This window comes from Petrocella atlantisensis, assembly GCF_900538275.1.
Lineage (GTDB): Bacteria > Bacillota > Clostridia > Lachnospirales > Vallitaleaceae > Petrocella > Petrocella atlantisensis.
In genome coordinates, this window is sequence record NZ_LR130778.1 from 1,903,352 (window position 1) to 1,928,047 (window position 24,696).

The window sequence follows — 24,696 nt, forward strand, 5'->3', positions numbered from 1 at the left end:
ATGAAATTAGGATTAGATTATTCAAGAAGTTCAGTACTGGATCATGAATTGAAAGGTTTTGAAAAAATGGTCGAAGCAGCACACCAAATGCTTCATGAAAAAACAGGCCTTGGGAATGATTTTTTGGGTTGGATTGACTTGCCTTTAAATTATGATAAAGAAGAATTCAATCGAATAAAAAAAGCGGCCAGCACCATTCAAGAAAAGGCGGATGTATTGGTTGTTATTGGTATCGGTGGTTCTTATTTAGGTGCAAAAGCGGTCATTGATGGTTTATCGAATGCTTTTTATAACCTTCAGGACAAGGAAAATCGTAAAGGTCCGCAAATCGTTTTTGCCGGTCATAATATCAGTGGTACATATTTAAGTCAACTGGTTGACTATTTGAAGAATAAAGAAATCTGCATCAATGTTATCAGTAAGTCAGGTACAACAACAGAACCTGCCATCGCTTTTAGAGTCTTAAAAAGTCTGATTGAAGATAAATACGGCAAAGAAGAAGCCAAGAATCGTATTTTTGCTACAACCGATCAGTCAAGAGGTGCTTTGCGTCAGCTTGCAACAGCTGAAGGCTATGAGACCTTTATTATTCCCGATGATGTTGGAGGTAGATACTCTGTGCTCACACCGGTTGGATTGCTACCGATTGCAGCAGCAGGTATCGATATTGATGCCTTAATGGAAGGTGCTTCCTCAGGAAGAGAAGAATATGGTAATCCGAAACTTGGGGAAAATACTTGTTATCAGTATGCTGCCGTTCGAAATGCACTATATAATAAGGGTAAAACAACTGAAATCCTAGTAGACTATGAACCGGTCATGTTCTTTGTGGCAGAGTGGTGGAAGCAACTTTTTGGTGAGTCTGAGGGTAAGGATCAAAAAGGTATATTCCCTGCTGCTGTACATTTTTCAACAGACCTCCATTCAATGGGCCAGTATATACAAGATGGTCGAAGAGATATTTTCGAGACGGTTGTCACCATTGAAAAGCCAGAAGAAGATGTAGCCATAAAAGAAGATGAAGGGAACCTAGACGGCTTGAATTATCTTGCCGGTGAAACATTCAATTATGTTAACCAAAAAGCATTCCAAGGAACCTTATTGGCTCATGTTGATGGTGGTGTACCCAATGTGGTCATCAGTTTGCCTGAATTAACACCTTTTTACTTTGGAAAGATGATTTACTTCTTTGAAAAAGCTTGTGGCATCAGCGGTTACTTACTTGGTGTAAATCCATTTGATCAAGAAGGTGTTGAAGCCTATAAGAAGAATGTATTTGCTTTATTAGGCAAACCGGGTTATGAGGAGTTACGAGAAGAGCTAATGAAGAAGCTAAAATAGTAAGTATACTGACCAACTAAATGAGAACGATTATTGACAAGGGAATCATATGTCTATATAATAGAACTATCTTGCACGATTAATTATCTAGATTTCTCATCAAAAGTAGTTTACAGATGGTGAATGAATGATGAAGAGATAGTTAGGTATACGTTATATACCCATATATGAAAGAAGGTATTCCCTTGTCAGAATTTGGACTTAATGAACACCTATGTTTTCAATTGTATCAAGCTTCAAGAGCAATGACGCGATTGTATAAAGAGGTTTTAAAACCATACCAGTTGACCTACCCACAATACATTGTCATGGTATTGTTATGGGAGCATGATCGTTTGTCATTTAAGGAAATCAGCAAAGCGCTCCATCTTAAAACGGGCACTTTAAGTCCTTTACTAAAAAGGTTAGAAAAGGATGGTTGGATTAGGCGTAAGCATAACAGTAATGATGACCGTATGATTGAAGTATATTTGAGCAAAAAAGGGATAGCTTATAGAGAAGAAGGCATTTTGATACCCTGTGAGACACTAAAACGACTTAAGTACAATCAAGAGACCTATGATTTCTATCTTGAGACGGCGAAAAAGCTAAGTATGCATCTTCACGAGATTGAGAAAATGCCTTAATCATGATTCAGCCATCAAAACTAAGTTTCACTAATCATACATAAGCTATAGATTACGTAGTTGCATTCGTAACTATATCTTATATATGAAAGTTCAACTAAATAGTTTTGATGCCTTAATCATTGATCAAAGCCTCAAAACTAAGTTTCACTAAATCATACATAAGCTATAGATTACGTTGGTGCGTTCGTAACTATATCTTATATATGAAAGTTCAACTAAATAGTTTTGATGCCTTAATCATACTCTAATCATTTTCAATGATGATTTTAAGCTTTATCGTTTATACTTACTGTATAATATGAATTATATTAAGGTGAGGTGAATTATATGGAGAAAAAATTATACCGTTCAAGAACAGATAGGATGCTGTTTGGCGTATGTGGTGGTTTAGCTGAGTATTTTAATGTAGATCCTACATTGGTAAGATTGGTTATGGTATTGTTCTGGATGACCGGAGGCGGCTTCTTAGCTTATCTTATAGCAGCAATCATAATACCGGAAGCATAAGAGAAAAGTAAGTACAATATGTCAATTACGAAAGTGGTAACATAAGATGAAAATCTTATGTTACCACTTTTTTTTTATTCTCCAGGAAAGTCATACTATAGTATTCAGCCTTGAAGCGTGGCAGAATACGTCAAAGACCTATCCTGTCGAATCGTTCAGAAATATGAGCAGAGCTCATAACGAAGCGAAGCTTCTTTTCTTGTTCTCTAGGAAAGACAATGCTATGTTAATGCGTTGAAGCATCGCATTAACTATCAAGGAAGTTTCCTTTCGAACCGTTCAGAAATATGAGCAGAGCTCATAACGAAGCGAAGCTTCTTTTCTTGTATTAAGACCACAGTGCAAGTCTCATTTTGAAAATATATGACCGTTAATGAAATATACTGAAACTCAATGACAAAAATGTAAGGAATCAATATAAAATCTGATCTATTTCTAAGATGTAAAACAATAAAGTATAAGCAAATTAAAGGTGGCTTTATACACAATTGGTTGATATGCATAAGATAAGATTGAATCTATATATAAAATTGTGCACAAATAACGACAAAGAAAACTGTGAAAATAGATGAAATAATATGAATAATAATGAAATGTATTGACACAAAATGAAATAGAGAGTAATCTTAGTCATGAAAGGAGGGCTAATATGAAATATGCGACAAGAATTAATTCGTTTATGCGCGCTAATAAAGACCTAAAAATGGCAATTACTGAAATCGGAAAAATCAGAGGTGTTGATTATATAGATCTGAATTATCCGGAGCATTTTCAAGACTATTCGATTAAGGAAGTATTGGTAATGCTAGAAGAAAACGATTTGAAATGTAATGCTATAAATTTGAGATTTAGAGATGAATTTCTAAATGGTGAATTTGGAAATGCCAATATTGAGATCTCATCTAAGGCAATTATGTTATGTAAAGAAGCAGTGGATACATGTAAACTTCTAAATGGAAGTCAGATAATCATATGGTTAGGTTTTGATGGTTTTGATTATTCATTTCAGATGAGTTATAACAAAGTATGGGTCCAAGTTGTTGAAGCATTTAAAGAGATATGTAATTATTCATCAATTCCGGTAAGTGTTGAATATAAGCCTTATGAGGAACGTGTACATTGTTTGATTGATAGCTTTGGCGTCTCAATGTTGATATTGAAAGAAGTCGACAAAGAAAATTTTGGTATTACATTGGATTTTTGTCATATGCTGATGAAAAAGGAAAACCCTGCTTTTGCTGTATCATGGTTACTAAAGCGTAACAAACTATTTAATATGCATTTGAATGACGGCGAAGGTTCTACAGATGATGGACTTATGGTTGGTAGTGTACATTTTTGGAAGACATTAGAAGTATTTTATTACTTGAAAAAATACGACTTTAATGGCGTTATCTATTTTGATACTTTTCCAAAACGTGAACAAGCTAAAGGTGAGTGTGAAGCCAATGTAGCCATGTGTCATCAAATTGATAAGATGATCAGTCAGTTTGGTATTGAGAAAATGGGTCAAATTATTGAAACTAATGATGCAGTATCTGTAGTAAATATGTTTGTAGCGATGTTGCAAAAATAATGATAAAATTATGATGTATTGAAAGGGAGAATGTGATTATGAAAAAAATCTTAACAATGGTATTAGGTGTAGTATTAACAATGGCAATTATTTCCGGATGTGTAGATACATCGCCAACAGGTGAAACATCTACAGATAATTCGACTACTGAAACACAAGAGTCAGCTGTATTCAACCCGGATGAGGAACAAGGTATTGAAATCGGTCAATTAAGAAGCGAACTAGGTGCAATTCCAAAGATTGAAGGAACGATTAAATTAGGCGCTGTAGCAAAAGCCTTTGAAAATGAATATTGGAGAACTTTAAAAGAAGGTTATGAAGTATTCGAAGGTAAATTGCAGGCAAATGGAAATGATGTGACAATTGATGTTACGTCTGCTCAAGGTGAAGGTGATGAACAAGGGCAGCTTTCAATTGTTAAGGATATGATTAATAAGGATTATGATGGTCTTTTACTATCACCTATTTCGGATGGTAATTTAGTGCCGGGCGTTGAAGACGCAGCCAAAAAGAGCATTCCTGTTGTCAATGTCAATGATGGTTTGATTGCAAATGCTGATGTTTTTGTAGGACCTAAAGCAATACAAAATGGTGAGTTAGCAGCAGAATGGATTTCAAACAAACTTGGTGGTGAAGGTCAAGTGGCTATTGTAATTGGTATGCCAAAAGCATTTGCTGCAAGACAGAGAACAGCTGGTTTTGAACAATATATTGCAGCTAACGCTTCAGGAATTGAGATTGTAGCTAAGCAAAATGCAGATTGGGATCGTTCAAAAGCAAAAGACTTGGCAGATACTTGGATTAAAAAGTACCCGGATTTAAAAGCAATCTTTTGTAATAATGATACAATGGCATTAGGTGTGGTTGAAGCAGTAAAATCATCTGGTAAAGATATTCTAGTAGTTGGTGTTGACGGAATTGGTGAAGCATATGATTCAATACGTAAAGGTGAACTCGATGCAACCATTGACTCATTTCCACTATACAAATCACAGATTGCTACTGAAGTGACACTACGACTTATGTCAGGTCAAAATGTACCAAGAGTTATTTGGACACCACAAGCATTAATTGATAGTACTAACGTGGAAATGAATGCTGAAGAAATAATTTCATGGGAAGAACCTACGTTTGAGTAATTAAGTTAGATATTAAATGAACATTAGCCGAAGACGACAATGTTTTCGGCTAATGTTAAATAAGGAGCATGATCTATGGAAAGCATGATACATTTTTCAAATATTACAAAACAGTTTCCGGGGAATAGGGCGCTTGATCAAGTTGATATTACAATTGAAAAAGGTGAAGTGCATGCATTGTTGGGTGAAAATGGCGCAGGAAAATCCACACTTTTGAATATTTTTCATGGTATTTACACGCAATATGAAGGCGAAATCGAATTTGAAGGTCGCCCAATTAGATTTAAGAGTGCCAATGATGCAATTGAATTTGGAATATCAAAAGTGCATCAAGAAGTTAATCTAGTCAAGGAATTAACCGTTGGCCAAAATATAGCCCTTGGATATGAGCCAAAACGTGGTATACTCATTGACTTTAAAGCAATGTATAAGACGACAGATCATATTCTGAAGCGTTTGGGATGTGGTTTTAAAAGCCAAGACAGAATCGATTCACTAAGTACAGGCGAAATGCAGATGATTCAAATTGCAAAAGCATTGTTCCATAACTCTAAAGTTATTTCCTTTGATGAACCGACATCAGCACTTAGTGAAAGAGAGGTTGTTCGTTTACTGGAAATTATAAAAGACTTAAAAGCAAATGGTATAACAATACTGTTTATAACGCATAGATTAGATGAAGTATTCAAAATTGCAGATAGGGCGAGTATTTTAAGAGATGGTAAGTATGTCTGCACTCTAAATGTTAATGAAATCACAAAAGAATCATTGATTGTAAACATGGTTGGAAGAAATGTTTCAGCATTTGCGGTTAGACATAATCCTCGTTGTGTTACATCTACTGTTGCACTTGAAGTAAAAGGATTAAGGTCAACCGTATTTAAGGATATAAGTTTTAAAGTTCACAAAGGGGAGATTTTATCATTTGCAGGATTGGTTGGAGCAAAAAGAACTGACGTTATGAGAGCTATTTTCGGAGCGGATCCAGATATAGACGGTAAGATTTATATTAATGGAGAAGAAGTAACTATAAAAAATTCAAAGCAAGCATTAAAATATGGCATAGCACTTATACCCGAGAATAGAAAAACACAGGGATTTATCAAAGATTTTACCAATGAACAAAATATTGCATTGGCATCCATGGATAAATTCAATATTGGTTTTTTTATTGATGAGCACAAAATGAAGACAAATTGTGAGTATTATATTGAACAAATGGATCTTAACCCTAAGGATCCTAAGTATTATACAAGTAGTCTAAGTGGTGGAAATGCACAAAAGGTAATCATTGCAAAATGGTTAACGACAAACCCTGATATCATTATATTTGATGAACCAACAAAAGGCATTGATGTAGGCGCAAAAGCTGAAATCTATAGGCTGATGGAAGAAATGGCTTCACTTGGGAAAGCTATTATTATGGTGTCCTCAGAACTACCTGAAGTCATTGGGATGAGTGACAGAGTTATTGTTATGCGAGAAGGTAAGATGGTTGGCGAGATTAGTCATGACGAGTTGAGTGAAGAAAGAATTCTGCATTTGGCAATGGAGGGATGAAGATGAAAAACATATGGAAAAAATTCTCAAGGGAACTTGGGATTATAATTGCATTACTGATACTTATAGCAGTTTTTGGTATAATAGAGCCGTTATATTTAACCCCTGCTAATTTATTAGATATTATTGATCAATCGGTCATCAATGGACTGTTAGCAATCGGTATAACTTTGGTCATTATTTCAGGCGGAATCGATTTAACAGTCGGATCGTCAATGGCAATTGTTATTGTTGTTATGGGGAATTTCCTTGTACGTGGTCTTCATCCGGTAGTGGCTATTATATTGGGTATTGCTATAGGATTACTTCTAGGCGGTATTAATGGTTTTTTGATAGCCAAGATGAAACTACAACCTTTTATTGCTACTTTGGGCATGATGAGTGTCTATAGAGGTATTGCGTATCTAGTTACCGGTGGTTGGCCGGTTCTAAATATCCCATCCTATTTCCGAAATATGATGGATGGCGATATTGGAGGTGTGATTCCAAGTTCTATAGTGATTTTTTTGATTGCAACAGCAATCGGGTTCGTATTGTTAAAATATGTCAAATTCGGAACATACTTATATTCCATAGGAAGTAATGAAGAAGCAACATTATTATCAGGTGTTAACGTAGATTTTAATAAAATCATGGCTTATGCTTTATGTGGCGTTTCTACCGCATTGGCAGGAATGGTATTATTGGCCAAACTTGGAACAGGAGAACCTGCAGCTGGCCAAGGATATGAGTTAAATGCCATAGCCGCAGCCGCAGTTGGAGGAACAAGCTTATCAGGTGGTAAAGGTACAATGCTTGGAACTTTCTTTGGAGCAATATTATTACAGGCTTTAAAAGTTGGTCTAGTGGTACTTGGTGTTGATACTTTTTGGCAATATATTGCAACAGGTGTCATTATCATAGTAGCAGTGTATTTGGATATTGTTCAAGAGAAATTCAAAACTTGGAAGCTTATAAAACAAACGGCATGATCGGAGGGCATAATGAAAGAAGGTTATATCACTGTTATTGGAAGTCTTAATTATGATATGCTAATTAATCAAGAAAGATTACCATATAAAGGTGAGACATATACAGCTGAAAGTATTACTTATGAGGGCGGTGGAAAAGGCTCTAATCAAGCAGTACAGTGTGCTAAACTTGGTGTACCCACCATTATCTTAGGTAAAGTCGGTAACGACAACTTTGGAGAGATTCTAGTAAAAAATCTGAGTAGGTATGGCGTAGCAACCCAATATATTGAGAAAAGTAGTTGTGCTACCGGTGTTGGTATTGTACATGTACTAAACGATGGTAGCGTATATGCCACGATCGTTGCGGGTGCTAATTATGATTTTGGTCAAGATGATTTAATTAAGATTAAAGAAGTCATAGATAAGAGTCAGATGCTCATATTGCAAATGGAGATTCCTATTCCAATTATTGAAGCGACCATTAAAATGGCTCATGAAAAAGGTGTTTACATTATATTGAATGCAGCACCGGCGAAGACTATATCAGTGGACGTGCTAGGTTTGGTGGATTGCTTAGTGGTTAATGAATCAGAAGCGACATTCTATGCCGGAGAAAGAATCGATGACGTAACAACGGCAATTAACCATTATAAGAGGTTAAAAGACTTGGTCAAAGGTATTGTAATCATTACTTTAGGTGAGAATGGCAGCATATTGTGTAGTGATGATGGCTACCAAGTTATCCCGGTGACCAGTGTTTCAAATGTTATTGAAACCACCGGAGCTGGTGATTCCTATATAGGGACTTTTGCATATGCCAAATATCAAGGCTATACAGATGAGCAAGCATGTATTCTAGCATCAAAAGCAGCAGCGATAACAATAACCAAGGTTGGTGCCCAATGTGCAATGCCTTATCTGGATGATTTAGAATCTAAGTAGGTATTAGTTCTCCGATGACTTGAATTTATTTGATTTATTCAATATAATGAATCTAATCAAGTAGTGGAGGTGGCATATGATTCCGGAGCTAAGAAGAGAAGAGTTATTAAAATATATAACAAAGCAAGATGTTGTGCATATGAAAGATTTGGTTGATGAGCTTGGTATTTCATTATCAACGATTAGAAGAGATCTGCAGACAATGGAAAAAGAAGGCGAAGTCATCATAATGCGTGGCGGTGCTGTGCGTCTAAATACAAGAGGTTATGATGAGCCGGTTACAAAGAAAAAGCTAATTAACAGTGAAGCCAAAGAGATAATTGCTAAAAAAGCTGCTGATTTAGTTGAGGATGGCGACTGTATTTATGTAGATTCCGGCACAACAACCGTTGCGATGTTAAAGTATTTAGATAGAAAAAGAATAACGATTGTAAGTAGCAGTACCCAAATGCTTGATCATTTACCGATAAGAGGTGCAAGCTCAATACTTCTAGGTGGTGAAGTACGAGATGATCTTGAATCAGTATTAGGAGTTTTGACAGAAAAAATGATTATGGATTTGCATTTTGATAAAGCTTTTATTGGTGCAAATGGATATGTTGAAGATGGTGCTATCTACACATACGATTTAAGAGAAGCTAGAAAAAAAGAGGTTGTCAAAACACAATCAAAACTGGTCTATGCATTGATGGATACTTCCAAAAAAAATAAATATGCCTTTGCTAAGGTGTTTGATTTAAATGAATGTATCCTAATAACAGAAGAGAATTAATTAAGATTATTATTGTTCTAATGATATAAGGTAGATAAGAAAGAATGGCCTTGAACTAAGTGCCATTCTTTTTTGACGCGTAAATTGTAAGTATTAGAGCCATATCTATATTAACTATATATTATGACCTGACAGTAATCCCCATAAATGTAAATAATTACACTATACACCATATAAATATATAATAATACCTTAAAAAGCTTTACACCCATACTTATCAAAGTTATACTAAATAGGTATAGAAAAATAAATTTCTAAAATTTTAAGTATGGGGGCGTATAAAAATGAAGAATAAAATGATGACTAAAAGTTTACTAACAACAATCATCTTGGTGGTCGGACTGGTGAGTAACTCAGTCCAAGCAGCATCCTACACGGATGTAAGTGATAAAGATTGGTTTAAAGCGGATCTTAGTCACATCAGTGCAGATTCAAGAGATATTCTAAAAGGCTATCCCGATGGAACATTCAAGCCAGCGAATCCTCTCCAAGTGGACCAGTTTATCAAGTGTCTGGTTGTAGCAGCTGGACATAACATTCTACAGGATGAAGAAGGTTATTGGGCTAAGAACCACATCGATAAGGCCATAGAACTTGGTTATGTTCAGTCGGGTGATTTTGATAACTATAGAAGAAGGATTAACCGAGAAGAGATGGCCACCTTAGTCAGTCGTGCCATAGAAGATCTTGAGACCACAAGTTATACCAAGACAAAAGAAATAGAAGGGTCTCTCATAGATAGTTATATGGTAGAGGGCAAACATAAAGAAAATGTGTTGAAAGTCTATGAACTGGGCATCATTACAGGGTATCCCGATGGTACCTTCAAGCCAGAGGTGACCTTAACAAGGGCCGAAGGTATAGCGGTCATCAGGCGTATCATTGATAAAGGTGCAAGAAAACCCTATACAAGCAAAGGCACCAACTACGCCGACCACTTCAAAGGTGGTAAGCTATGGGTGGATCCGGTTAAAGAAAGTGATGAGAAGAACATTGCAGCAGACTTGAGTATGATTGAAAGTGATAAAATTTATTATGACAAACATGGTAGTTATGATTGGGATGATCATTTAGGCGTTATTATTAAATATACAGAAAATGGAAAACCTGTAGACCAACTTAAAGATTTAGAACGACTTTTACTAAGAAGATTAGAACCGGAAAATGTCAAGATACTTATGGATTATATTAGGTTCAAAGAAGGTTGGCGTGTATTGTTAGATGAAGAGTATAAATGGTACAGTATGGACAATTATAAAATAGCAATAGTTGATGAAAGGCAATTGAAAGGGTCAAAATTTGAACGTTCCTTGGATGTTACAGTTCAAATGTGGTATGAATAATGAAGAAGATAGTAATATTATCAATTATGATAATTTATTCGATTTTACTTATTAATCTATCAGAGGTTAAAACATCGTACGCAAGTCAGACAACCAATTTTATTGATATTTTTAAGCCGAAAATGAATTTAGAGGGAGCTTTAAAAGATGCTAATATTGAGATGAATGAATTGATGGATAGAGATTACTTTTTTTATAGAATTTACGATGCAGAAATAAATAAATTTGTAGAAATCGATGCTAACGAAGATATATGGCAGGAATATGGCATATTCTCAACAAAGGCACCATCAGGAAAATATAAGTTCATCAATGAGCTGCAGGCCTATCAAGATATTCCTAACAGTCAGTGGGAATTCATTGGTTATAATATCATGCCGGAACCGGTGCCTAATCCTTATTATACTCCAGATAGTGTACCTAAAACACAGATTATGGGCAGGTGGAAATGGGTACAAAATCCGGAAATATTTTTGAAAAATAATAAAGCCCTCGCATCTTACCTTTCTCTCAATTACAAAGATGCCCTCACCCCAACCGACCGAGATGAACTGGCCAATCAGATCATCGCAGCTCTAAAAGTCAAATATGGACCACTCTTTGACGAGGATATGGCAAAGGCAGAAGGTACCGATGTATGGCTTGGTCGTGCCGGTATCATCATACCACCCACCAAGGTTTCAAGAGGGGTTGTCCGCCTGTGGCACAGTAACGGAGATTGGTACACCAGTATCACCCTAAACCCACTCTACCACTTTGTCCCTGACTTTAAGATCCTCTATGATGGTATGGATCATACCGATGATGTGGTTCTAGCAGAAGAACGTCCGCTACCCATCAGCCTCCTTAACACCACGGACATAGGCAAAGAAGAAGTGACCGAGTCTCTAAGATGGTTGGTGAACGGTAGTCTCCATCACGAAGATACCACCCCTTATGATCATCTAAGCATCAAGGCAGCAGGTCTAGAACTTCAGATAGAAGCGGCCACCACCATCACCCTAGAAGTCAAAGTAAAGGGTAACCCAGAAGTACGAAGGGTAGAACATCATATCACACCGGTGGTAGAAGACATCACCCTACCGGGTGACATGAGTGTCCTACCAGGTATAGGGGACCTGGTCATCGGCTCTGTAGCAAGAGGCAAAGAGATCTTTGATGTAACACAAGGCATCCCAACAGGAGAAGCCTTATATGCCCATCTAAGTGGTGACAGTTATAGAGCCGGTTATACTCCAAAGACCGTAGAAGGCACCAAGACCTTCGTCGCCACCATCAGCGGCAGCTATGAAGAAGAAGACGGAACAGAGACCTCCTTTTCAAGAAGCATCAACGTCAGTAGAAGCTATAGTTACCTGGACATAGACAACTACTACCTCTATACCATTGATAAAGCACATATCTATAACTACGGTCTAAAAGACGAAAAGATCACCTTATATCCCAAAAACTATCAGGTCACCACCAGTCATAGTCCGGGCGTCATCCTAAAGCACCCGACCAACAGAAGTGCTTCTGTAGGAAAAGTCACCAAAGGCTATAACTTTATGGGCAAAGCCCAATCCATGATTGACCACTACGTCACCAAAGACGGACAAATCACCATAAACGCCAAAACCATCACCGTACCTGAACCCTTACCACCGGCACCAAAAACCAAACCCGAAACCTTATATGCCACAGGTCAGATCATCTTAAGTACCCTAGCCAACAAAAAAGACCAGCCTTCAAGAGCAGAACTGGTCTATCAATTAAACTACGACATAAACAGTGCAAGGCCACAGACCCATATCACCCACATCCCAGGTAACCCAGTTACCGTACACACACCGGTGGTCTGTTATCCTACCATCACCACCCAGCTACAAGACGTATTGACCCTAAGACCGGAAAGAAACAAAACCCAGCTCGTACTAGGAGAAGCCTTCACCTTAAGTTACCCAGCCACAGGACAGCACCTGAATATACCCGGCTATGGCAACAGAAGCTATGAGAAGACCACCTCAAACAAACAAGTGCGGTTTAGCTTTGATGTCTATACCGGCACAGATGATACCGGAACCTTCATACCGGCAGGCATATGGCATGATGTAAAGTTAAACACAAATACAAATACAAATACAAACGCAGAAGCTACATACTATCTGCCCAGTCATAACCGAGAAACCACCACCGGACAGGTCCAATTCAGAAGTTTGCCCATTAACCTGCCAAGTCTTTTAGCCCCTCATAACTTCGCTTACAACAAAGACATAGAGGCCTATAAAGCCGTAGCAGAAATACCTGTAGAGCTCTCAGGTACACTTTCGAACTTCACCATCACAGGCATCACCGATCCGGCTTGGGTAGACCACTTCAAACAAGCAAACAGCACCTTTAGAGCAGCAGATTTACCGGTCATGGCCGGTAAAAACAACCAACAAGGCATGTCAGATCAAGCCGTTAAGCTGGGGTACAAGATTCGCTTTAGCCTAGAAACCAACGGTGACATGACCGGTAATGATGATATCCTACTCATCACCCCAAGCTATAATCACATAGATGAAAGTGGCACAAGACAGCCGGTGGATCTGTACTATGAAACAAGCCAAGGCTTTATAAAGCTTGGCAGTGACAAAGACACCATGACAAACACCATGGTCCTCAACGATCCGGCAAGAAAGCTACAAGAAGAAACCATACAAAACACCGTCAAAGTCCTAAGCGCCCAGAAAAGAAACAACGGCTTCACAGAAGCCGACTATCTAAAGATCTTCACCGGTCAGTATCAAAAAGACCTGGCCTATAAAGACAAGTTGCTGTTAACAGAAGCCCAAAAGCTTTATATCGGTACCAGCAGTCAGAGCCCTAAAGAACTGCCCCAAAGTCTCATTCTAGAAGCAAGACAGAAATGGTATGGAGAATTCTATCTACCAAGCCAAACGGTGGTTGTACCAAAGGGACTGAATCTATCCACATACAGCCGTCTAAAAATAGGAGAAGCCCCCTTTATTACAAAAGGTTATATCGCTGTGAACTTTGACATAAAAGGCTATCACAACATCAAGAGCTTAAAAGACCTAGAGACCCTAGAGGCCTATAACACCTATAAAACAGCAGATCTTGGCAACGCATGGGCAAAAGAAGGCTATAAAACAAACATAGCCGGTATCAGCCTAATGGAAGGGGATGTGGTCTTCTACCATGTGGATCGTAGGGCCAGTGGCCATTATCGATAATCATAAATTAAAATAAAGAGTAGAACTGAAAAGAGTCTTAGGGCATAGGATATGCACTCAAGACTCTTTGTCTTAGTAAGAAACACAAGCGTTACTAAAAATCACCCTTTTTATGCTTTTTCTTCTTATCCTCAATGACCTCAATCTCAAAATAATCAAAATCAATGGTTTCGATAAAATGATCATTATAGAACCGAGTTTTTCTAAAGCGTGCATAGTCTTTTTCATTATCAGATAGCCACATAGGCATCTCAATATCAAAATGCAAAGTCAAGAATTCCAGACCCTTTTTTAAACTAGTCGGACTTGCAATGTCCCCATCTTCAAGTTCAAAAACATAGTCAGACCGGAATCGACTATCTATCATAATTTTTCCCCATAAACGATACATAATAATCCTCATTTCATTAAAGTAGTATTTTACTGTACAAGTAGCAAATAAGAGAGTAATCCTGTAAAGAACAATGTAATGATTAGAATGAGCTCGTTAAAGCTTAATTCAAGTTGGCGAATGGTTTGGAAGAAATGGTACCTCTTATAAATATATTCATAGAATAGATAACCCATACCTAAGCTCATAAAATAAACTAAGGACTTCTCTACATATTGCAGAGCTTCAATTTGAATATTAAGATCAAAAAGCCAATTAATTAAAAACTGGCCGCCAATACCGCCAAGAAGACATAATCCAGCCAAAGATATAAGTGCTATTTTCTGATTCCAAGGCGGTGTTTTTGCTTTCTTAGAATTACCAAAAAACATTGAGGTGTATTTCATCAGATAAGTAATGGTTGCAATATTGATGATAATAAGACCATATTCCAATAGTTGGATGGAACCACTACCCTTTTTGATTAAGTACTTTGAAATACTACCATTAAATAGTGGCGCACCACTAATACCAAGGAGTGCAAAACATATAATAATTGTTACAAAAGGCATACGCTTATAGAGTCCCCTTATTTTTCTTATATCCCGAGTATCATATTCTTCAATAATCATACCAGCAGTTAGAAAAAGAGTCGACTTAAAAATAGCATGACTAAGAAGGTGGTAAATAGAACCATAATAACTATAATCGGATGATAATGAAAGACCGAAAACAATAAGTCCAACCTGACTGATTGTTGAATAAGTCAGTATTAAGCGTAAGTCCGTTTGAGAAAGGGCCAAGATAAAACCGAGTATGGAAATTATGAATCCCAAACTCAGAAAAAGTGAATCGGTATGAATTGCAGAGGAAAAAGTATCCTGAATTCTAATGAAGAGATAAAGGCTACTGGTTACATATATACCGGAAAGCACTGAGGACACAATGGAAGGCGCAGAAGGTGTACCATGTGCTCTTGGTAAGGGTAACAATGCTGACTTTAAGACAATCGGTGTTATGATCAACGTATAGGGTAGAATCAAACTGGGTACACTCACAACATAAGTCAACTGATGTTTAATGAGGGTCAGGTCAAGCGTTCCAAAAATCTTATAGATATATCCGACACCAAGTAAGAAGAAAGCCATAGATACAAGATTAATAAGTAAATATAAAATACCGTCATAAATACTATGACTGGTTTTTTTGTACATGATAAGTATGCTAACGGTGATTGTAGAAACTTCAATTAAAGCATACAAATTAAATAAATCATTAGATAGAAAGATACCATTGATTAGACCTTGAAGTACTAAAAAAAGAAAGAGGAAGAGTTTGTTCATATATGACTTGTGATAATTAAAAAGCAACATAATGGGGAAAAAGATGCATGACAAAAGGATAAATATAATGTTGATTTTGTCTGCTACCAGATTGATACCCATATCTATCGTATTATCGCCAAAACTGTAGAGGATATCACCAAAAGTGTAGACATTAAAGGCGGTATATAAAGCCATGAGAAACAATAACAATTGGGTGAGAGCAAGTAAATATCCGGTAAGTTGACGTTTGTTCAAATAAGCAACTATTGAGGAAAGTATAGGTAATAGAACCAACCAAAATAAAAACATTTTGCGCCTCCTTGCCCTAGTTTTGACACCTCAACCTTAATAAGTAACAAGTAAAAAACTCAAAAAACTTCCAAAGAAAAAAACAATCGTAAAGATGATTTCATTAAAGCTGAGTTCGATTTCACGCATAGTCTTAAAAAAATGTATCTTAGGATACCAATATTTGAAGAAAATATACCCTATAAGGAGGCTTATTAAATAGACACCGCCTTTATTTACAAGATCCGAGAAACTTAAATCTATATCTAAGTCAAAAAGGATGCCAACAAACCACTGACCCAAGAGCCCACCTAAAATACAGGCAAAAGCTAATACGCTTAAAGCAACTTTTTGATTCCATCTAACAGAGTGACCCTTCTGCTGATTACCGGTTAATATAGTAGCATACTTAATGTAGGTGATGATGGTTCCAAGGTTAATAAAGAGGAGTCCGTATTCCAGATAAGATTGATAAGAGATACCCTTTTGAATGAGAGATTTTGAAACACTACCATTAAAAAGAGGGGCACCGGTTATACCCATGATGGCGATGACCACAATTATGGCTACAAAAGGCATGCGTTTAAAAAGCCCTTTGATTTTCCGAATATCCCTAGTTTCATATTTCTCAATAATCATACCGGCAGTCAAGAATAAGGTCGCCTTAAAAACAGCATGGTTCATGATATGATAGACAGCACCATAATAACTATAATCTGAACCAAGTGAGAGGCCAAAAACAATAAGTCCAATCTGGCTGACGGTAGAATAAGCTAAGAGTAATTTGAGGTCCGTCTGTGACAAAGCAAAAATAAAACCGATTACAGCGGTTGCAAAACCTATTAATAGAAAAATGTGGGAGGTATCTAGGCCCAATTTAAAAGTATCTTGGAACCGTATGAATAAATAGACACCGCCCTTGACAAAAATACCGGATAAAACTGCTGAAACTATTGAAGGTGCTGAAGGGGTTCCGTGTGCCCGTGGTAACCAACTGAATAAAGGCATTAACGCAGATTTAAGTCCAATAGCTGTAATAAGAAAGGCATAAGGTAGTATTAAGGTATCTGTATTTTCAACATAAGGTATGGCAGCTTTTAATGCGGTAAGATCTAAAGTGCCAAATATCTTATAAATATAGCCAAGTCCAAATAGAAAAAATGCCATTGAAACAAGATTGGTTAAGAGATAAACCATACCGTCATAAATGGACTGGCTATCTCTTTTGTACATAATGAGTATACTTACAACGACCGTCGAAACCTCAAGCAAAGTATAAATATCAAATAGGTCATTGGATAGAAAAACAGCAACAATTAAACCTTGTAGAGTTAGGAAAAGAAATAAGAAAAGTCGGTTCATATATGATTTATGGTAGTTGAACAATAACATGGCCGTAAATAAGAAACAAGTAAGAACCACAAAAAAACTGCTGATGGGATCAGCAACCAGATTGATTCCGATAGATCCTTGGTAATCACCTAGTGCCTGAGTGATTGGTCCGGATGTAATAACCTGAATAAATGTTAAGAGTGCCACGCCTAAAGTACAAAGCTGGGCAATACCGACTAATATATAAATTCTTTTATAATGACTTAAATAACCAATTAATGCCGTTATGATAGGGAGAACGACTAACCAAAATAATGACATATATCACCTCGTCTAATCTTCACGCCTTTTATTGATGACCTTTAACCAATTTGTAGTCCCGTAATGATGATATAAGCTTATAAACATAGTCAGACTTACGGCAGTAACAGCCACACCAATAACAATTGCTGTAATCATTAAGGCCTGTGGTACAGGATCTACAGCAGTATGTATGGTTACATCTCCAATGGGCGGAATGCGTCCATCCTCGTAATTGATGGTTAAGAAAAAGAGTATGATAGCGGACTGCATAATGGCCAAAGCAATAACCGTTTTAATAATATTCCGTCTTGCCAGTAGTCCATAGACACCAATAAGGAAGAGTAAGATACTGATGGACTCGCCGTTAAATAATCTTTCCATAGAATTACCTACTTTCAAAAAGAACAAATCGATAAAAAATTACGGTTAAACCACAACTGACTTTTACACCAATTAGGGTATTCATCAGTAGAAGATAGTAGCTTTTTTGGATAAGGGTAAGTTCCTGATTCATATAGAATACAATCAGAATACCGGTAAGCAATAACAACAGATAAATGGTTTTTTCAACACGGTTAAGTATATCAAGACTAACATTTTTAGTATCTGTCGTTAGATATTGAATGGTAAAAACACCGGCTAGAATAGCACCACCTTGAAAACCACCACCAGGTGTCAGGTGTCCGTTATAGATGATATAAAAACCATAAAGTATGATGATGGGGTATACAAGCCCCATAGTTTGTGCAAACAATTCTGAATGTTTTCCCATTAATAATCACCTTCATGTCTAGAAAAATAAATGATACCAATAACCGATACAAGTAAGAGTAAGGTTTCAAAAAAAGTATCAAAGAGACGATAGTTTAGGTAGATGGCAGTGACACTATTCCCAGCCCCCGTATCTGCTTTGAAATTATTTATATAGTAATGAAATAGATCCGTACTCGTCTCAAGAGGTATAACATTTACAGAAATAATAAGTAGAAATATGCCGATAATAAAAGCAGCAGTGATTTTACGTCTCATAGAAGTTCATCCCCTTCTTCCTCAAGAATGTACTCGTAATCAATATCAAAAGCATTATGATCAATAAGATAGGTTACCAATCCGTCATAGAGATAATTAGACTGGGAACCGAACATAGTTATGCCCTTATTGTCATGCTCAACTATGACGTCATAATCATGATTACCATGGATCTCATCAAAGGTTTCTTTAGTGTCTATCAAATCGAGTTCAAGCTCATGCTCTCTTAAAAAGTTGTCCATCATTGTTGTGAGATTATTTTTAAGAACATTAAATTCAGGTTGTTTTTCAAGTAAAGTAACATGTCCAGAATAATATACGCGAAAAACACGGTATTTTTTTATGGCAACCAGATACAAAACGGTTGACAAAGTACAACCGATAACAGCCTCTGCCATAGCGACATCAGGGGCCTGATAGAGCACATAAGCAAAAGAACATAGTAACGAGAAGACGCATAAGTAAATAACGGCATGTCTCAAACTGCTGGTTTGAATGGATGCTATGGCGAAAACAATCATCAAGAATAGAACAATGTACAGCATGTCAGTGCTCCTTCCTAGGTCTATGACCACTTAAATAGGCACCTCTAACAGTAAAATGGCTGGCTAAGGGGTTGAGCAGTAAGGTTAACAAAATTAAAAAAAATATTTTTAATGAAAAAGTAGATATTCCCTTATACAAAATGATACCAAAGGATATGAACAAAAAGCCTGCACTATCAATTAAGGATGAAACACTTGCACGCGTATAAAAATCTTTATAACGATATAAACCGAATATACCAATGATTATAAATAGGATACCAATGGTAATAAAAACCATACCTAAGATTTCATGAAGTGCCATTATATATCCCCTTTCTTTTGCAAGAACCTTGTAATAAATACAATACTAATAAAACCAAGAAGGGTGTAAACCAAAGCCACATCTATTAGATAGGACTGGTTTTCAGTGACAGTATAAAGTAAAATGATAAGAATAAATATAGCTGAAAAAAGATTAAAGCCTAGAATGCGGTCCCAAATGGTTGGACCAATAAGCACCCGAAGAAGACATAGTAATGACAAGAGTAACAAAGCATACATCAAATATGACATTAGTAGTTGTCTCCTCTCTTAAGTATCCTTTCAAAAGGACCAAAGATAGCACCAGCCTGTGCTTTTTTATCATGGGTGGTTGGATAGAGCCATAATATCACGAGATGGTGATCGGTCTTATCAATGGTAACCGTACCTGGTGTTAAGGTTATACTATTTGCCACAAGACATTGAAACCAGTGGTTATTGATAGATGTGTCGAGTTCAATAATCACTGGATCTATATTATTTTTTGATATTGAGATGACTGTCGAGATGGCAGATTTGATGATTTGATAAATTAAGACGAAAAAAAACCACAAGAAAAGATAGAGGGGGACACGATAATTTTTAACATGATCATTATTAGAGAATAAAAGTCGCACCATGATGACGGTAATAAGCGAGGCAATAGAACCCGATATGAGAGTAGATAGTCCAAAGGAACCGTTCATAATACACCATAAAAGTAAAAGGGCAAGCGCAGTGTCCCAATACGGTCGTATATACTTCATAATAACTTCTCCCTTCATCAGTCGGTTATCAGTCAACCCTATTTTAACAAAAAATATGGTTTAGTTCAATCAATATAACACAAAATAACGTTGAAATAAAGGACAAATTTCGTCATAATTTTGTCACAATAATTTGGTATAGTAGAGATAGTTAAAATGCACAAGAAATGAATATTAAATAGAAAATGGAAGTGATGGAATGTATCAGATAAACATTCTGATTGTTGAGGATGAAGAAAAATTAAGAAAGCTTATAAAAAAATATTTGTTTTTAGAAGGATTTCATGTTCATGAAGCTTCTAACGGTGTAGAAGCGCTAAAAATCTTTGATACTGAAACCATTGATTTAGTGGTTCTGGATGTCATGATGCCTTTTAAGAACGGCTATGAAGTGAGTAAAGAAATTCGAAAAACAAGTCAAGTTCCGATTATTATGTTAACGGCAAGGTCAGCAGAAGACGATAAACTTCAAGGATTTGAGGTTGGTATTGATGACTATGTCACAAAGCCTTTTAGTACGAGAGAGTTGATGGCAAGGATAAAAGCTTTGTTAAAAAGAACCAACGTAACTTCCACTAATGAAAAAATGCAATTTGGTGTATTGTCGATTGATACAGGTGCAAGACGCATATTGGTTGATGGAGAAGATATGACGTTCAGCCCAAAAGAATATGATTGCTTAATGTACTTCGTAGACAATGCCAATCAAGCACTATCAAGGGAACAGATACTTAATAGAGTTTGGGGATTTGATTATTTCGGAGACGATCGGACAGTGGATACGGTTATAAAACGACTAAGAAAGAAAATGGGCGTTGAAGGTGATCGTATACAAACCGTAAGAGGTGTAGGCTATAGGTTTGAGGTGTAAATATGAAAACAATTAGGGGTAAGTTATTTATAGCTTTTTTAGGACTAGTCCTTATTATTTTTTTGATTTTGTGGTTGAGTATGGAGTTTTTTATTGAACCTTATTACTACAGACAGAAAGTAACTACTATGCAAAAAACCATACAACAGATTGAAACCATTATTCAAGTGAGTCCATCACCCATAGACAGAATTCAAGATTTTGAATACTTAGGTTATAATTTTGAAGGTAAAATCAGTATATATGACGCAGAAGCAGGTATTGTTATATCGGATGAGGATGTGTTAAAATATTCAAAGGGAAAAATTATAAAAAACATTGAAGTGAATGGAGTTAAGGCCTACGTCCTTGAGACCAACTATCCGGTCAAAGAAACACGGTGGCTCGTCTATAGTGAACGTCTTTCAAGTGACGGTGTCGTCATGTTACAAATTCCGATAACGGCAATGGACCAGACGATAGAAGCCATTAGTGCCTTTATGAATTATGTGGGTATCATTATCTTGATTATTGCGATGTTGATGGCAGGTGTTATATCTACAAATATGACCCGTCCCATTAAAAGACTCACATTAATGGCAAATGAGCTACGTCAACTCAAATTTGATGTGCAATATGAAGAAGATAGAAAAGATGAGATTGGAGAATTAGGCGCCACCTTCAATGCGTTGGCCACGAGGCTCGACGCCACAATTAAAGCATTACAATATGAATTAAGTAAAGAAAAGGCGTTGGATGTTCTTAGAAAAGAATTCGTAGCTCAAGTATCACATGAACTTCAAACACCGTTGTCTATTATTCACGGTTATATTGAAGCCCTTGAAGACGGTGTTGTTGAATCTGAGGAAGAGCGTAAAGATTACTATAAGATTATATATGAAGAAAGTGATAAGATGAGTCATATGATAAAAGACTTGTTACAGTTATCAGAGCTTGAAGCAGGTACTTTTTCTATTACAAAAGAAGACATGGATTTAAAAGAGTTTTTCGATCATATACAGGAAGCCTATCAAACCCTTCTGATTCAATCTGACAAAAGTCTTCATTATAAATCATTAAAAACCTCAGTCATGTTTAAGGGCGATCGGATTAAGTTGGAACAAGCTATAAGAAATATTCTAAATAATGCGATCAAATATGCTGATAAGGGGTCAGAAATAGGGTTTGAAACGTCACTGGTGGATCGTTGTGTGACGGTTACCATAAGTAATGCCGGACCATTCATAGAGGATGAAGATATTCCAAAGATATTTGGAAGCTTTTATAAAGGTAAGAACAGTGAAGGAAAAGAAGGAACGGGTATAGGACTTGCGGTTGCAGGTAAGGTATTTGATCACCACCGGATCAGTTATTTTGTACGCAATACATCCGATGGCGTCAAATTCATCATAAGATTCCCGTTAGATGAAATATAGCCAACGACACATGACAAAAGGAGAAGGTGAAATATGGATGGATTAGAAAGAAGAGATAGGATTATGGAAGTCTTGAGGGAAAGTACCCAAGCTATAACGGGGACACAAATGGCCAAGATGTTTGAAGTCAGTCGTCAGGTCATTGTGCAGGACATAGCCCTGCTGAGAGCACAAGGGGTCGAAATCATATCCACTTCTGAAGGGTATCGGATTTATAAGGTTAAAACAGATACCTATAAGAGAGTTTTTTGTGTAAAACATCCCGAAGATGCTATCGAGGATGAACTCTATATTGTAGTAGACAATGGCGGTTTATTGTTAAACACCATAGTGAGTCATCTGGCATATGGTGAGATATCAGTGGATATGCATCTAGGTTCAAGAAGACAAGTGAACGATTTTCTAATAAGAACCTTAAGTAAAGAGTTTGTTCCACTTATGACGCTAACAAAAGGCAATCATTATCATACAGTAGAGGCAAAATCAGAAAGTATATTAGACGTTATAGAAAATGAGTTACGCCAAAAGGGGTATCTTGTAGAAGAATAAATTAGATATAATGGACATTCATTGTTATCTTCATTAGATTTATGATATAATATTCAATATGGTTCGGCGTCAAAACTATATAGTTTAACTTAGTTTAACTTCTTAAAACTTAGTTTTGACCATACAGCCAACAAGATGCGACAAATACTACGCATGAATGATTAAGTAAATAGATTGATATGAAAGTAGAGGACCTGCTATGGCGGATAAGCTAAATGTTTTGTATGTTTCACCGGAAATCGTTCCATATGCTGCGACCGGCGGCTTGGCTGACGTTGCGGAAGCCTTACCTTATGCCCTTATGGCTCAAAATGTTGAAACAACGAGGGTCATGCCAAAATTCAAAGGAATCAGTGAAAACTTTCCTATAAAAAAATCCTTTAGCTTTATCGTAGAAGCTGGTGGTAAGGCCAATGTAGCAGATGTATATTACTTAGTAGAGGGCGGTCTAACCACGTACTTTATTGGTAATGATGACTACTTTAACCGTGATACTTTCTATGGTTACGATGATGACGGTGAACGTTTTGGTTTCTTCTGTAAAGCTACTTTAGAAATGCTGATGTTTCTAGATTTAAAGCCGGACATCATTCATTTGAATGACTGGCAAACAGCTTTAATCGGTTTACTGTTAAAAGAAGAATATTCTAACCTTGATTTCTATAATAAAATCAAGATTATTTTTACCATACACAATTTACAATATCAAGGTGTTTTTGAAAGAGATACACTTGATGCACTTAATTTATCACCTAGATATTTCAAGGTTGAAGCCATAGAATATTATGGTAAAATTTGCTTTATGAAAGCGGGAATTGTCTATGGTGATTTAGTGACGACTGTTAGTAAAACATATGCAAATGAGATTCAGACACCTTGGTTTGGCTATGGGCTGGATGGTATTCTTAGAAAGTATAGCTATAAAATAAGAGGTATTGTAAACGGCATTTATTATGATAAGTATGATCCTGAAACAGACCCTGCTTTATTGTTGAATTTTGGAGCATCAAACTTTAGAACACAGCGTTTGGAGCATAAAAAATTGGTGCAGAAAAAAGTGGATTTGCCTCAAAAAAATGTACCATTATTTGGGGTCGTTACTAGACTTGCAGAGCAAAAAGGGATTGATTTGATTATTTATGCCATGGAACAGCTTTTACATGAAGATGTACAATTCATGATTTTAGGTTCTGGTGACAAATATTATGAAAAACGTTTAAAAGAATTGATGGAAGAATATCCAGATAAAGTCAATGTCACCATCCAGTTTGATCAAAAGCATGCGAGACAGATTTACGGTGCTTGTGATTTCTTTTTAATGCCTTCACTTTTCGAACCTTGCGGTCTATCTCAACTTTATAGCTTAAGGTACGGCGCTGTTCCAATCGTTCGTAAGACAGGTGGTTTGGTGGATACAATAGTGGACTATACTGATAATCCTGAAGAAGGAACCGGTTTTATATTTAAGAATTATAATGGACAAGATTTTGAACTAAGCATAAGAAGAGCAATCAGTTATTTTTATAATAAAGACACTTGGGAACTGTTGGTTGAACGTGGCATGAACAAGCGATTTTCTTGGGAAAATTCTGCCAGTCATTACATTGAATCTTATAATGATCTGATGCAATAATCCATAG

25 protein-coding genes are annotated in these 24,696 nt (G+C 36.6%); 15 read left to right on the forward strand and 10 right to left on the reverse strand.

The genetic code is table 11. The annotated features are described in order from the left end of the window. The 11 genes from PATL70BA_RS08900 (at position 1) to PATL70BA_RS08950 (ending at position 13,980) form a co-directional block, all read left to right on the forward strand. A complete protein-coding gene (locus tag PATL70BA_RS08900) occupies positions 1–1,341 on the forward strand; it encodes a glucose-6-phosphate isomerase (RefSeq protein WP_125137037.1) in 1,341 nt (446 codons plus the stop codon). Positions 1,342–1,508: 167 nt separating this feature from the next. Further along, a complete protein-coding gene (locus PATL70BA_RS08905) occupies positions 1,509–1,967 on the forward strand; it encodes a MarR family winged helix-turn-helix transcriptional regulator (RefSeq protein WP_125137038.1) in 459 nt (152 codons plus the stop codon). 330 nt (positions 1,968–2,297) lie between these two features. Then, positions 2,298–2,477 carry a PspC domain-containing protein gene (locus tag PATL70BA_RS08910; RefSeq protein WP_125137039.1) on the forward strand — a complete coding sequence of 60 codons (180 nt, stop codon included), beginning with the start codon at positions 2,298–2,300 and terminating at the stop codon, positions 2,475–2,477. A gap of 649 nt (positions 2,478–3,126) precedes the next feature. Further along, entirely contained in the window at positions 3,127–4,053 is a 927-nt protein-coding gene (locus PATL70BA_RS08915) for a sugar phosphate isomerase/epimerase family protein (protein ID WP_125137040.1), read from the forward strand. Between the two features lie 38 nt (positions 4,054–4,091). Continuing rightward, positions 4,092–5,192 (forward strand): sugar ABC transporter substrate-binding protein, encoded by a 1,101-nt coding sequence (locus PATL70BA_RS08920; RefSeq protein WP_125137041.1) that lies wholly within the window; start codon positions 4,092–4,094, stop codon positions 5,190–5,192. Between the two features lie 75 nt (positions 5,193–5,267). Continuing rightward, positions 5,268–6,752, forward strand: a complete 1,485-nt coding sequence (locus PATL70BA_RS08925) for a sugar ABC transporter ATP-binding protein (RefSeq protein ID WP_125137042.1) — start codon at positions 5,268–5,270, stop codon at positions 6,750–6,752. Positions 6,753–6,754: 2 nt separating this feature from the next. Beyond that, complete coding sequence (locus tag PATL70BA_RS08930; RefSeq protein WP_125137043.1) at positions 6,755–7,723, forward strand: ABC transporter permease; 969 nt, start codon at positions 6,755–6,757, stop codon at positions 7,721–7,723. 12 nt (positions 7,724–7,735) lie between these two features. Next, positions 7,736–8,647 carry a ribokinase gene (locus PATL70BA_RS08935; protein WP_125137044.1) on the forward strand — a complete coding sequence of 304 codons (912 nt, stop codon included), beginning with the start codon at positions 7,736–7,738 and terminating at the stop codon, positions 8,645–8,647. A gap of 76 nt (positions 8,648–8,723) precedes the next feature. Continuing rightward, a complete protein-coding gene (locus PATL70BA_RS08940; protein ID WP_125137045.1) occupies positions 8,724–9,419 on the forward strand; it encodes a DeoR/GlpR family DNA-binding transcription regulator in 696 nt (231 codons plus the stop codon). A 284-nt stretch (positions 9,420–9,703) separates the two neighbouring features. Further along, complete coding sequence (locus PATL70BA_RS08945; protein WP_125137046.1) at positions 9,704–10,762, forward strand: S-layer homology domain-containing protein; 1,059 nt, start codon at positions 9,704–9,706, stop codon at positions 10,760–10,762. Next, positions 10,762–13,980, forward strand: coding sequence for a DUF5704 domain-containing protein (locus PATL70BA_RS08950; protein ID WP_125137047.1), 3,219 nt, complete (start codon positions 10,762–10,764; stop codon positions 13,978–13,980). The genes PATL70BA_RS08945 and PATL70BA_RS08950 overlap by 1 nt, the downstream gene beginning before the upstream one ends. Before the next feature lie 94 nt (positions 13,981–14,074). Here PATL70BA_RS08950 and PATL70BA_RS08955 read toward each other — a convergent pair whose 3' ends face one another. From PATL70BA_RS08955 to PATL70BA_RS09000, 10 genes are read right to left on the reverse strand one after another with little or no spacing between them, the layout of a single operon-like run. Beyond that, positions 14,075–14,371: a hypothetical protein gene (locus PATL70BA_RS08955; protein ID WP_125137048.1), complete on the reverse strand. Its 297-nt coding sequence runs from the start codon at positions 14,369–14,371 to the stop codon at positions 14,075–14,077. 29 nt (positions 14,372–14,400) lie between these two features. Then, a complete protein-coding gene (locus tag PATL70BA_RS08960) occupies positions 14,401–15,984 on the reverse strand; it encodes a complex I subunit 5 family protein (RefSeq protein ID WP_125137049.1) in 1,584 nt (527 codons plus the stop codon). A 36-nt stretch (positions 15,985–16,020) separates the two neighbouring features. Continuing rightward, positions 16,021–17,616 carry a complex I subunit 5 family protein gene (locus tag PATL70BA_RS08965; protein ID WP_125137050.1) on the reverse strand — a complete coding sequence of 532 codons (1,596 nt, stop codon included), beginning with the start codon at positions 17,614–17,616 and terminating at the stop codon, positions 16,021–16,023. A 12-nt stretch (positions 17,617–17,628) separates the two neighbouring features. Further along, complete coding sequence (locus tag PATL70BA_RS08970) at positions 17,629–17,979, reverse strand: sodium:proton antiporter (protein ID WP_125137051.1); 351 nt, start codon at positions 17,977–17,979, stop codon at positions 17,629–17,631. A gap of 4 nt (positions 17,980–17,983) precedes the next feature. After that, a complete protein-coding gene (locus tag PATL70BA_RS08975; RefSeq protein ID WP_125137052.1) occupies positions 17,984–18,370 on the reverse strand; it encodes an MnhB domain-containing protein in 387 nt (128 codons plus the stop codon). Continuing rightward, on the reverse strand, positions 18,370–18,627 hold the full coding sequence (locus tag PATL70BA_RS08980) for a hypothetical protein (protein ID WP_125137053.1): 258 nt from the start codon (positions 18,625–18,627) through the stop codon (positions 18,370–18,372). Before PATL70BA_RS08980 ends, PATL70BA_RS08975 begins: the two co-directional genes overlap by 1 nt. Next, the gene (locus PATL70BA_RS08985) at positions 18,624–19,172 is read right to left on the reverse strand and encodes a Na(+)/H(+) antiporter subunit B (RefSeq protein ID WP_125137054.1); all 549 of its coding nucleotides are present in this window, start codon (positions 19,170–19,172) and stop codon (positions 18,624–18,626) included. The genes PATL70BA_RS08980 and PATL70BA_RS08985 overlap by 4 nt, the downstream gene beginning before the upstream one ends. Before the next feature lies 1 nt (position 19,173). Beyond that, complete coding sequence (gene mnhG / locus PATL70BA_RS08990) at positions 19,174–19,476, reverse strand: monovalent cation/H(+) antiporter subunit G (protein WP_125137055.1); 303 nt, start codon at positions 19,474–19,476, stop codon at positions 19,174–19,176. Beyond that, positions 19,476–19,727 (reverse strand): monovalent cation/H+ antiporter complex subunit F, encoded by a 252-nt coding sequence (locus tag PATL70BA_RS17130; RefSeq protein WP_125137056.1) that lies wholly within the window; start codon positions 19,725–19,727, stop codon positions 19,476–19,478. The genes mnhG and PATL70BA_RS17130 overlap by 1 nt, the downstream gene beginning before the upstream one ends. After that, entirely contained in the window at positions 19,727–20,221 is a 495-nt protein-coding gene (locus PATL70BA_RS09000; RefSeq protein WP_172596179.1) for a Na+/H+ antiporter subunit E, read from the reverse strand. The genes PATL70BA_RS17130 and PATL70BA_RS09000 overlap by 1 nt, the downstream gene beginning before the upstream one ends. Before the next feature lie 199 nt (positions 20,222–20,420). Between PATL70BA_RS09000 and PATL70BA_RS09005 the strand changes: the two genes are divergently transcribed. The 4 genes from PATL70BA_RS09005 to PATL70BA_RS09020 all read left to right on the forward strand — a co-directional run bounded on the left by PATL70BA_RS09005 (position 20,421) and on the right by PATL70BA_RS09020 (position 24,689). Beyond that, entirely contained in the window at positions 20,421–21,092 is a 672-nt protein-coding gene (locus PATL70BA_RS09005; protein ID WP_125137058.1) for a response regulator transcription factor, read from the forward strand. A 2-nt stretch (positions 21,093–21,094) separates the two neighbouring features. Beyond that, the gene (locus PATL70BA_RS09010; RefSeq protein WP_125137059.1) at positions 21,095–22,507 is read left to right on the forward strand and encodes a sensor histidine kinase; all 1,413 of its coding nucleotides are present in this window, start codon (positions 21,095–21,097) and stop codon (positions 22,505–22,507) included. Positions 22,508–22,540: 33 nt separating this feature from the next. After that, positions 22,541–23,056, forward strand: coding sequence for a transcription repressor NadR (locus PATL70BA_RS09015; RefSeq protein WP_125137060.1), 516 nt, complete (start codon positions 22,541–22,543; stop codon positions 23,054–23,056). Between the two features lie 199 nt (positions 23,057–23,255). After that, positions 23,256–24,689 (forward strand): glycogen synthase, encoded by a 1,434-nt coding sequence (locus PATL70BA_RS09020; RefSeq protein WP_125137061.1) that lies wholly within the window; start codon positions 23,256–23,258, stop codon positions 24,687–24,689. The last annotated feature ends 7 nt before the right edge of the window (positions 24,690–24,696 follow it).

Excerpts from the sequence above, each read along its gene's own strand:
- PATL70BA_RS08900 (WP_125137037.1), top strand. The coding sequence starts at position 1 with ATGAAATTAGGATTAGATTATTCAAGAAGTTCAGTACTGGATCATGAA.
- PATL70BA_RS08905 (WP_125137038.1), top strand. The coding sequence starts at position 1,509 with ATGAAAGAAGGTATTCCCTTGTCAGAATTTGGACTTAATGAACACCTA.
- PATL70BA_RS08910 (WP_125137039.1), top strand. The coding sequence starts at position 2,298 with ATGGAGAAAAAATTATACCGTTCAAGAACAGATAGGATGCTGTTTGGC.
- PATL70BA_RS08915 (WP_125137040.1), top strand. The coding sequence starts at position 3,127 with ATGAAATATGCGACAAGAATTAATTCGTTTATGCGCGCTAATAAAGAC.
- PATL70BA_RS08920 (WP_125137041.1), top strand. The coding sequence starts at position 4,092 with ATGAAAAAAATCTTAACAATGGTATTAGGTGTAGTATTAACAATGGCA.
- PATL70BA_RS08925 (WP_125137042.1), top strand. The coding sequence starts at position 5,268 with ATGGAAAGCATGATACATTTTTCAAATATTACAAAACAGTTTCCGGGG.
- PATL70BA_RS08930 (WP_125137043.1), top strand. The coding sequence starts at position 6,755 with ATGAAAAACATATGGAAAAAATTCTCAAGGGAACTTGGGATTATAATT.
- PATL70BA_RS08935 (WP_125137044.1), top strand. The coding sequence starts at position 7,736 with ATGAAAGAAGGTTATATCACTGTTATTGGAAGTCTTAATTATGATATG.
- PATL70BA_RS08940 (WP_125137045.1), top strand. The coding sequence starts at position 8,724 with ATGATTCCGGAGCTAAGAAGAGAAGAGTTATTAAAATATATAACAAAG.
- PATL70BA_RS08945 (WP_125137046.1), top strand. The coding sequence starts at position 9,704 with ATGAAGAATAAAATGATGACTAAAAGTTTACTAACAACAATCATCTTG.
- PATL70BA_RS08950 (WP_125137047.1), top strand. The coding sequence starts at position 10,762 with ATGAAGAAGATAGTAATATTATCAATTATGATAATTTATTCGATTTTA.
- PATL70BA_RS08955 (WP_125137048.1), bottom strand. The coding sequence starts at position 14,371 with ATGTATCGTTTATGGGGAAAAATTATGATAGATAGTCGATTCCGGTCT.
- PATL70BA_RS08960 (WP_125137049.1), bottom strand. The coding sequence starts at position 15,984 with ATGTTTTTATTTTGGTTGGTTCTATTACCTATACTTTCCTCAATAGTT.
- PATL70BA_RS08965 (WP_125137050.1), bottom strand. The coding sequence starts at position 17,616 with ATGTCATTATTTTGGTTAGTCGTTCTCCCTATCATAACGGCATTAATT.
- PATL70BA_RS08970 (WP_125137051.1), bottom strand. The coding sequence starts at position 17,979 with ATGGAAAGATTATTTAACGGCGAGTCCATCAGTATCTTACTCTTCCTT.
- PATL70BA_RS08975 (WP_125137052.1), bottom strand. The coding sequence starts at position 18,370 with ATGGGAAAACATTCAGAATTGTTTGCACAAACTATGGGGCTTGTATAC.
- PATL70BA_RS08980 (WP_125137053.1), bottom strand. The coding sequence starts at position 18,627 with ATGAGACGTAAAATCACTGCTGCTTTTATTATCGGCATATTTCTACTT.
- PATL70BA_RS08985 (WP_125137054.1), bottom strand. The coding sequence starts at position 19,172 with ATGCTGTACATTGTTCTATTCTTGATGATTGTTTTCGCCATAGCATCC.
- mnhG (WP_125137055.1), bottom strand. The coding sequence starts at position 19,476 with ATGGCACTTCATGAAATCTTAGGTATGGTTTTTATTACCATTGGTATC.
- PATL70BA_RS17130 (WP_125137056.1), bottom strand. The coding sequence starts at position 19,727 with ATGTCATATTTGATGTATGCTTTGTTACTCTTGTCATTACTATGTCTT.
- PATL70BA_RS09000 (WP_172596179.1), bottom strand. The coding sequence starts at position 20,221 with ATGAAGTATATACGACCGTATTGGGACACTGCGCTTGCCCTTTTACTT.
- PATL70BA_RS09005 (WP_125137058.1), top strand. The coding sequence starts at position 20,421 with ATGTATCAGATAAACATTCTGATTGTTGAGGATGAAGAAAAATTAAGA.
- PATL70BA_RS09010 (WP_125137059.1), top strand. The coding sequence starts at position 21,095 with ATGAAAACAATTAGGGGTAAGTTATTTATAGCTTTTTTAGGACTAGTC.
- PATL70BA_RS09015 (WP_125137060.1), top strand. The coding sequence starts at position 22,541 with ATGGATGGATTAGAAAGAAGAGATAGGATTATGGAAGTCTTGAGGGAA.
- PATL70BA_RS09020 (WP_125137061.1), top strand. The coding sequence starts at position 23,256 with ATGGCGGATAAGCTAAATGTTTTGTATGTTTCACCGGAAATCGTTCCA.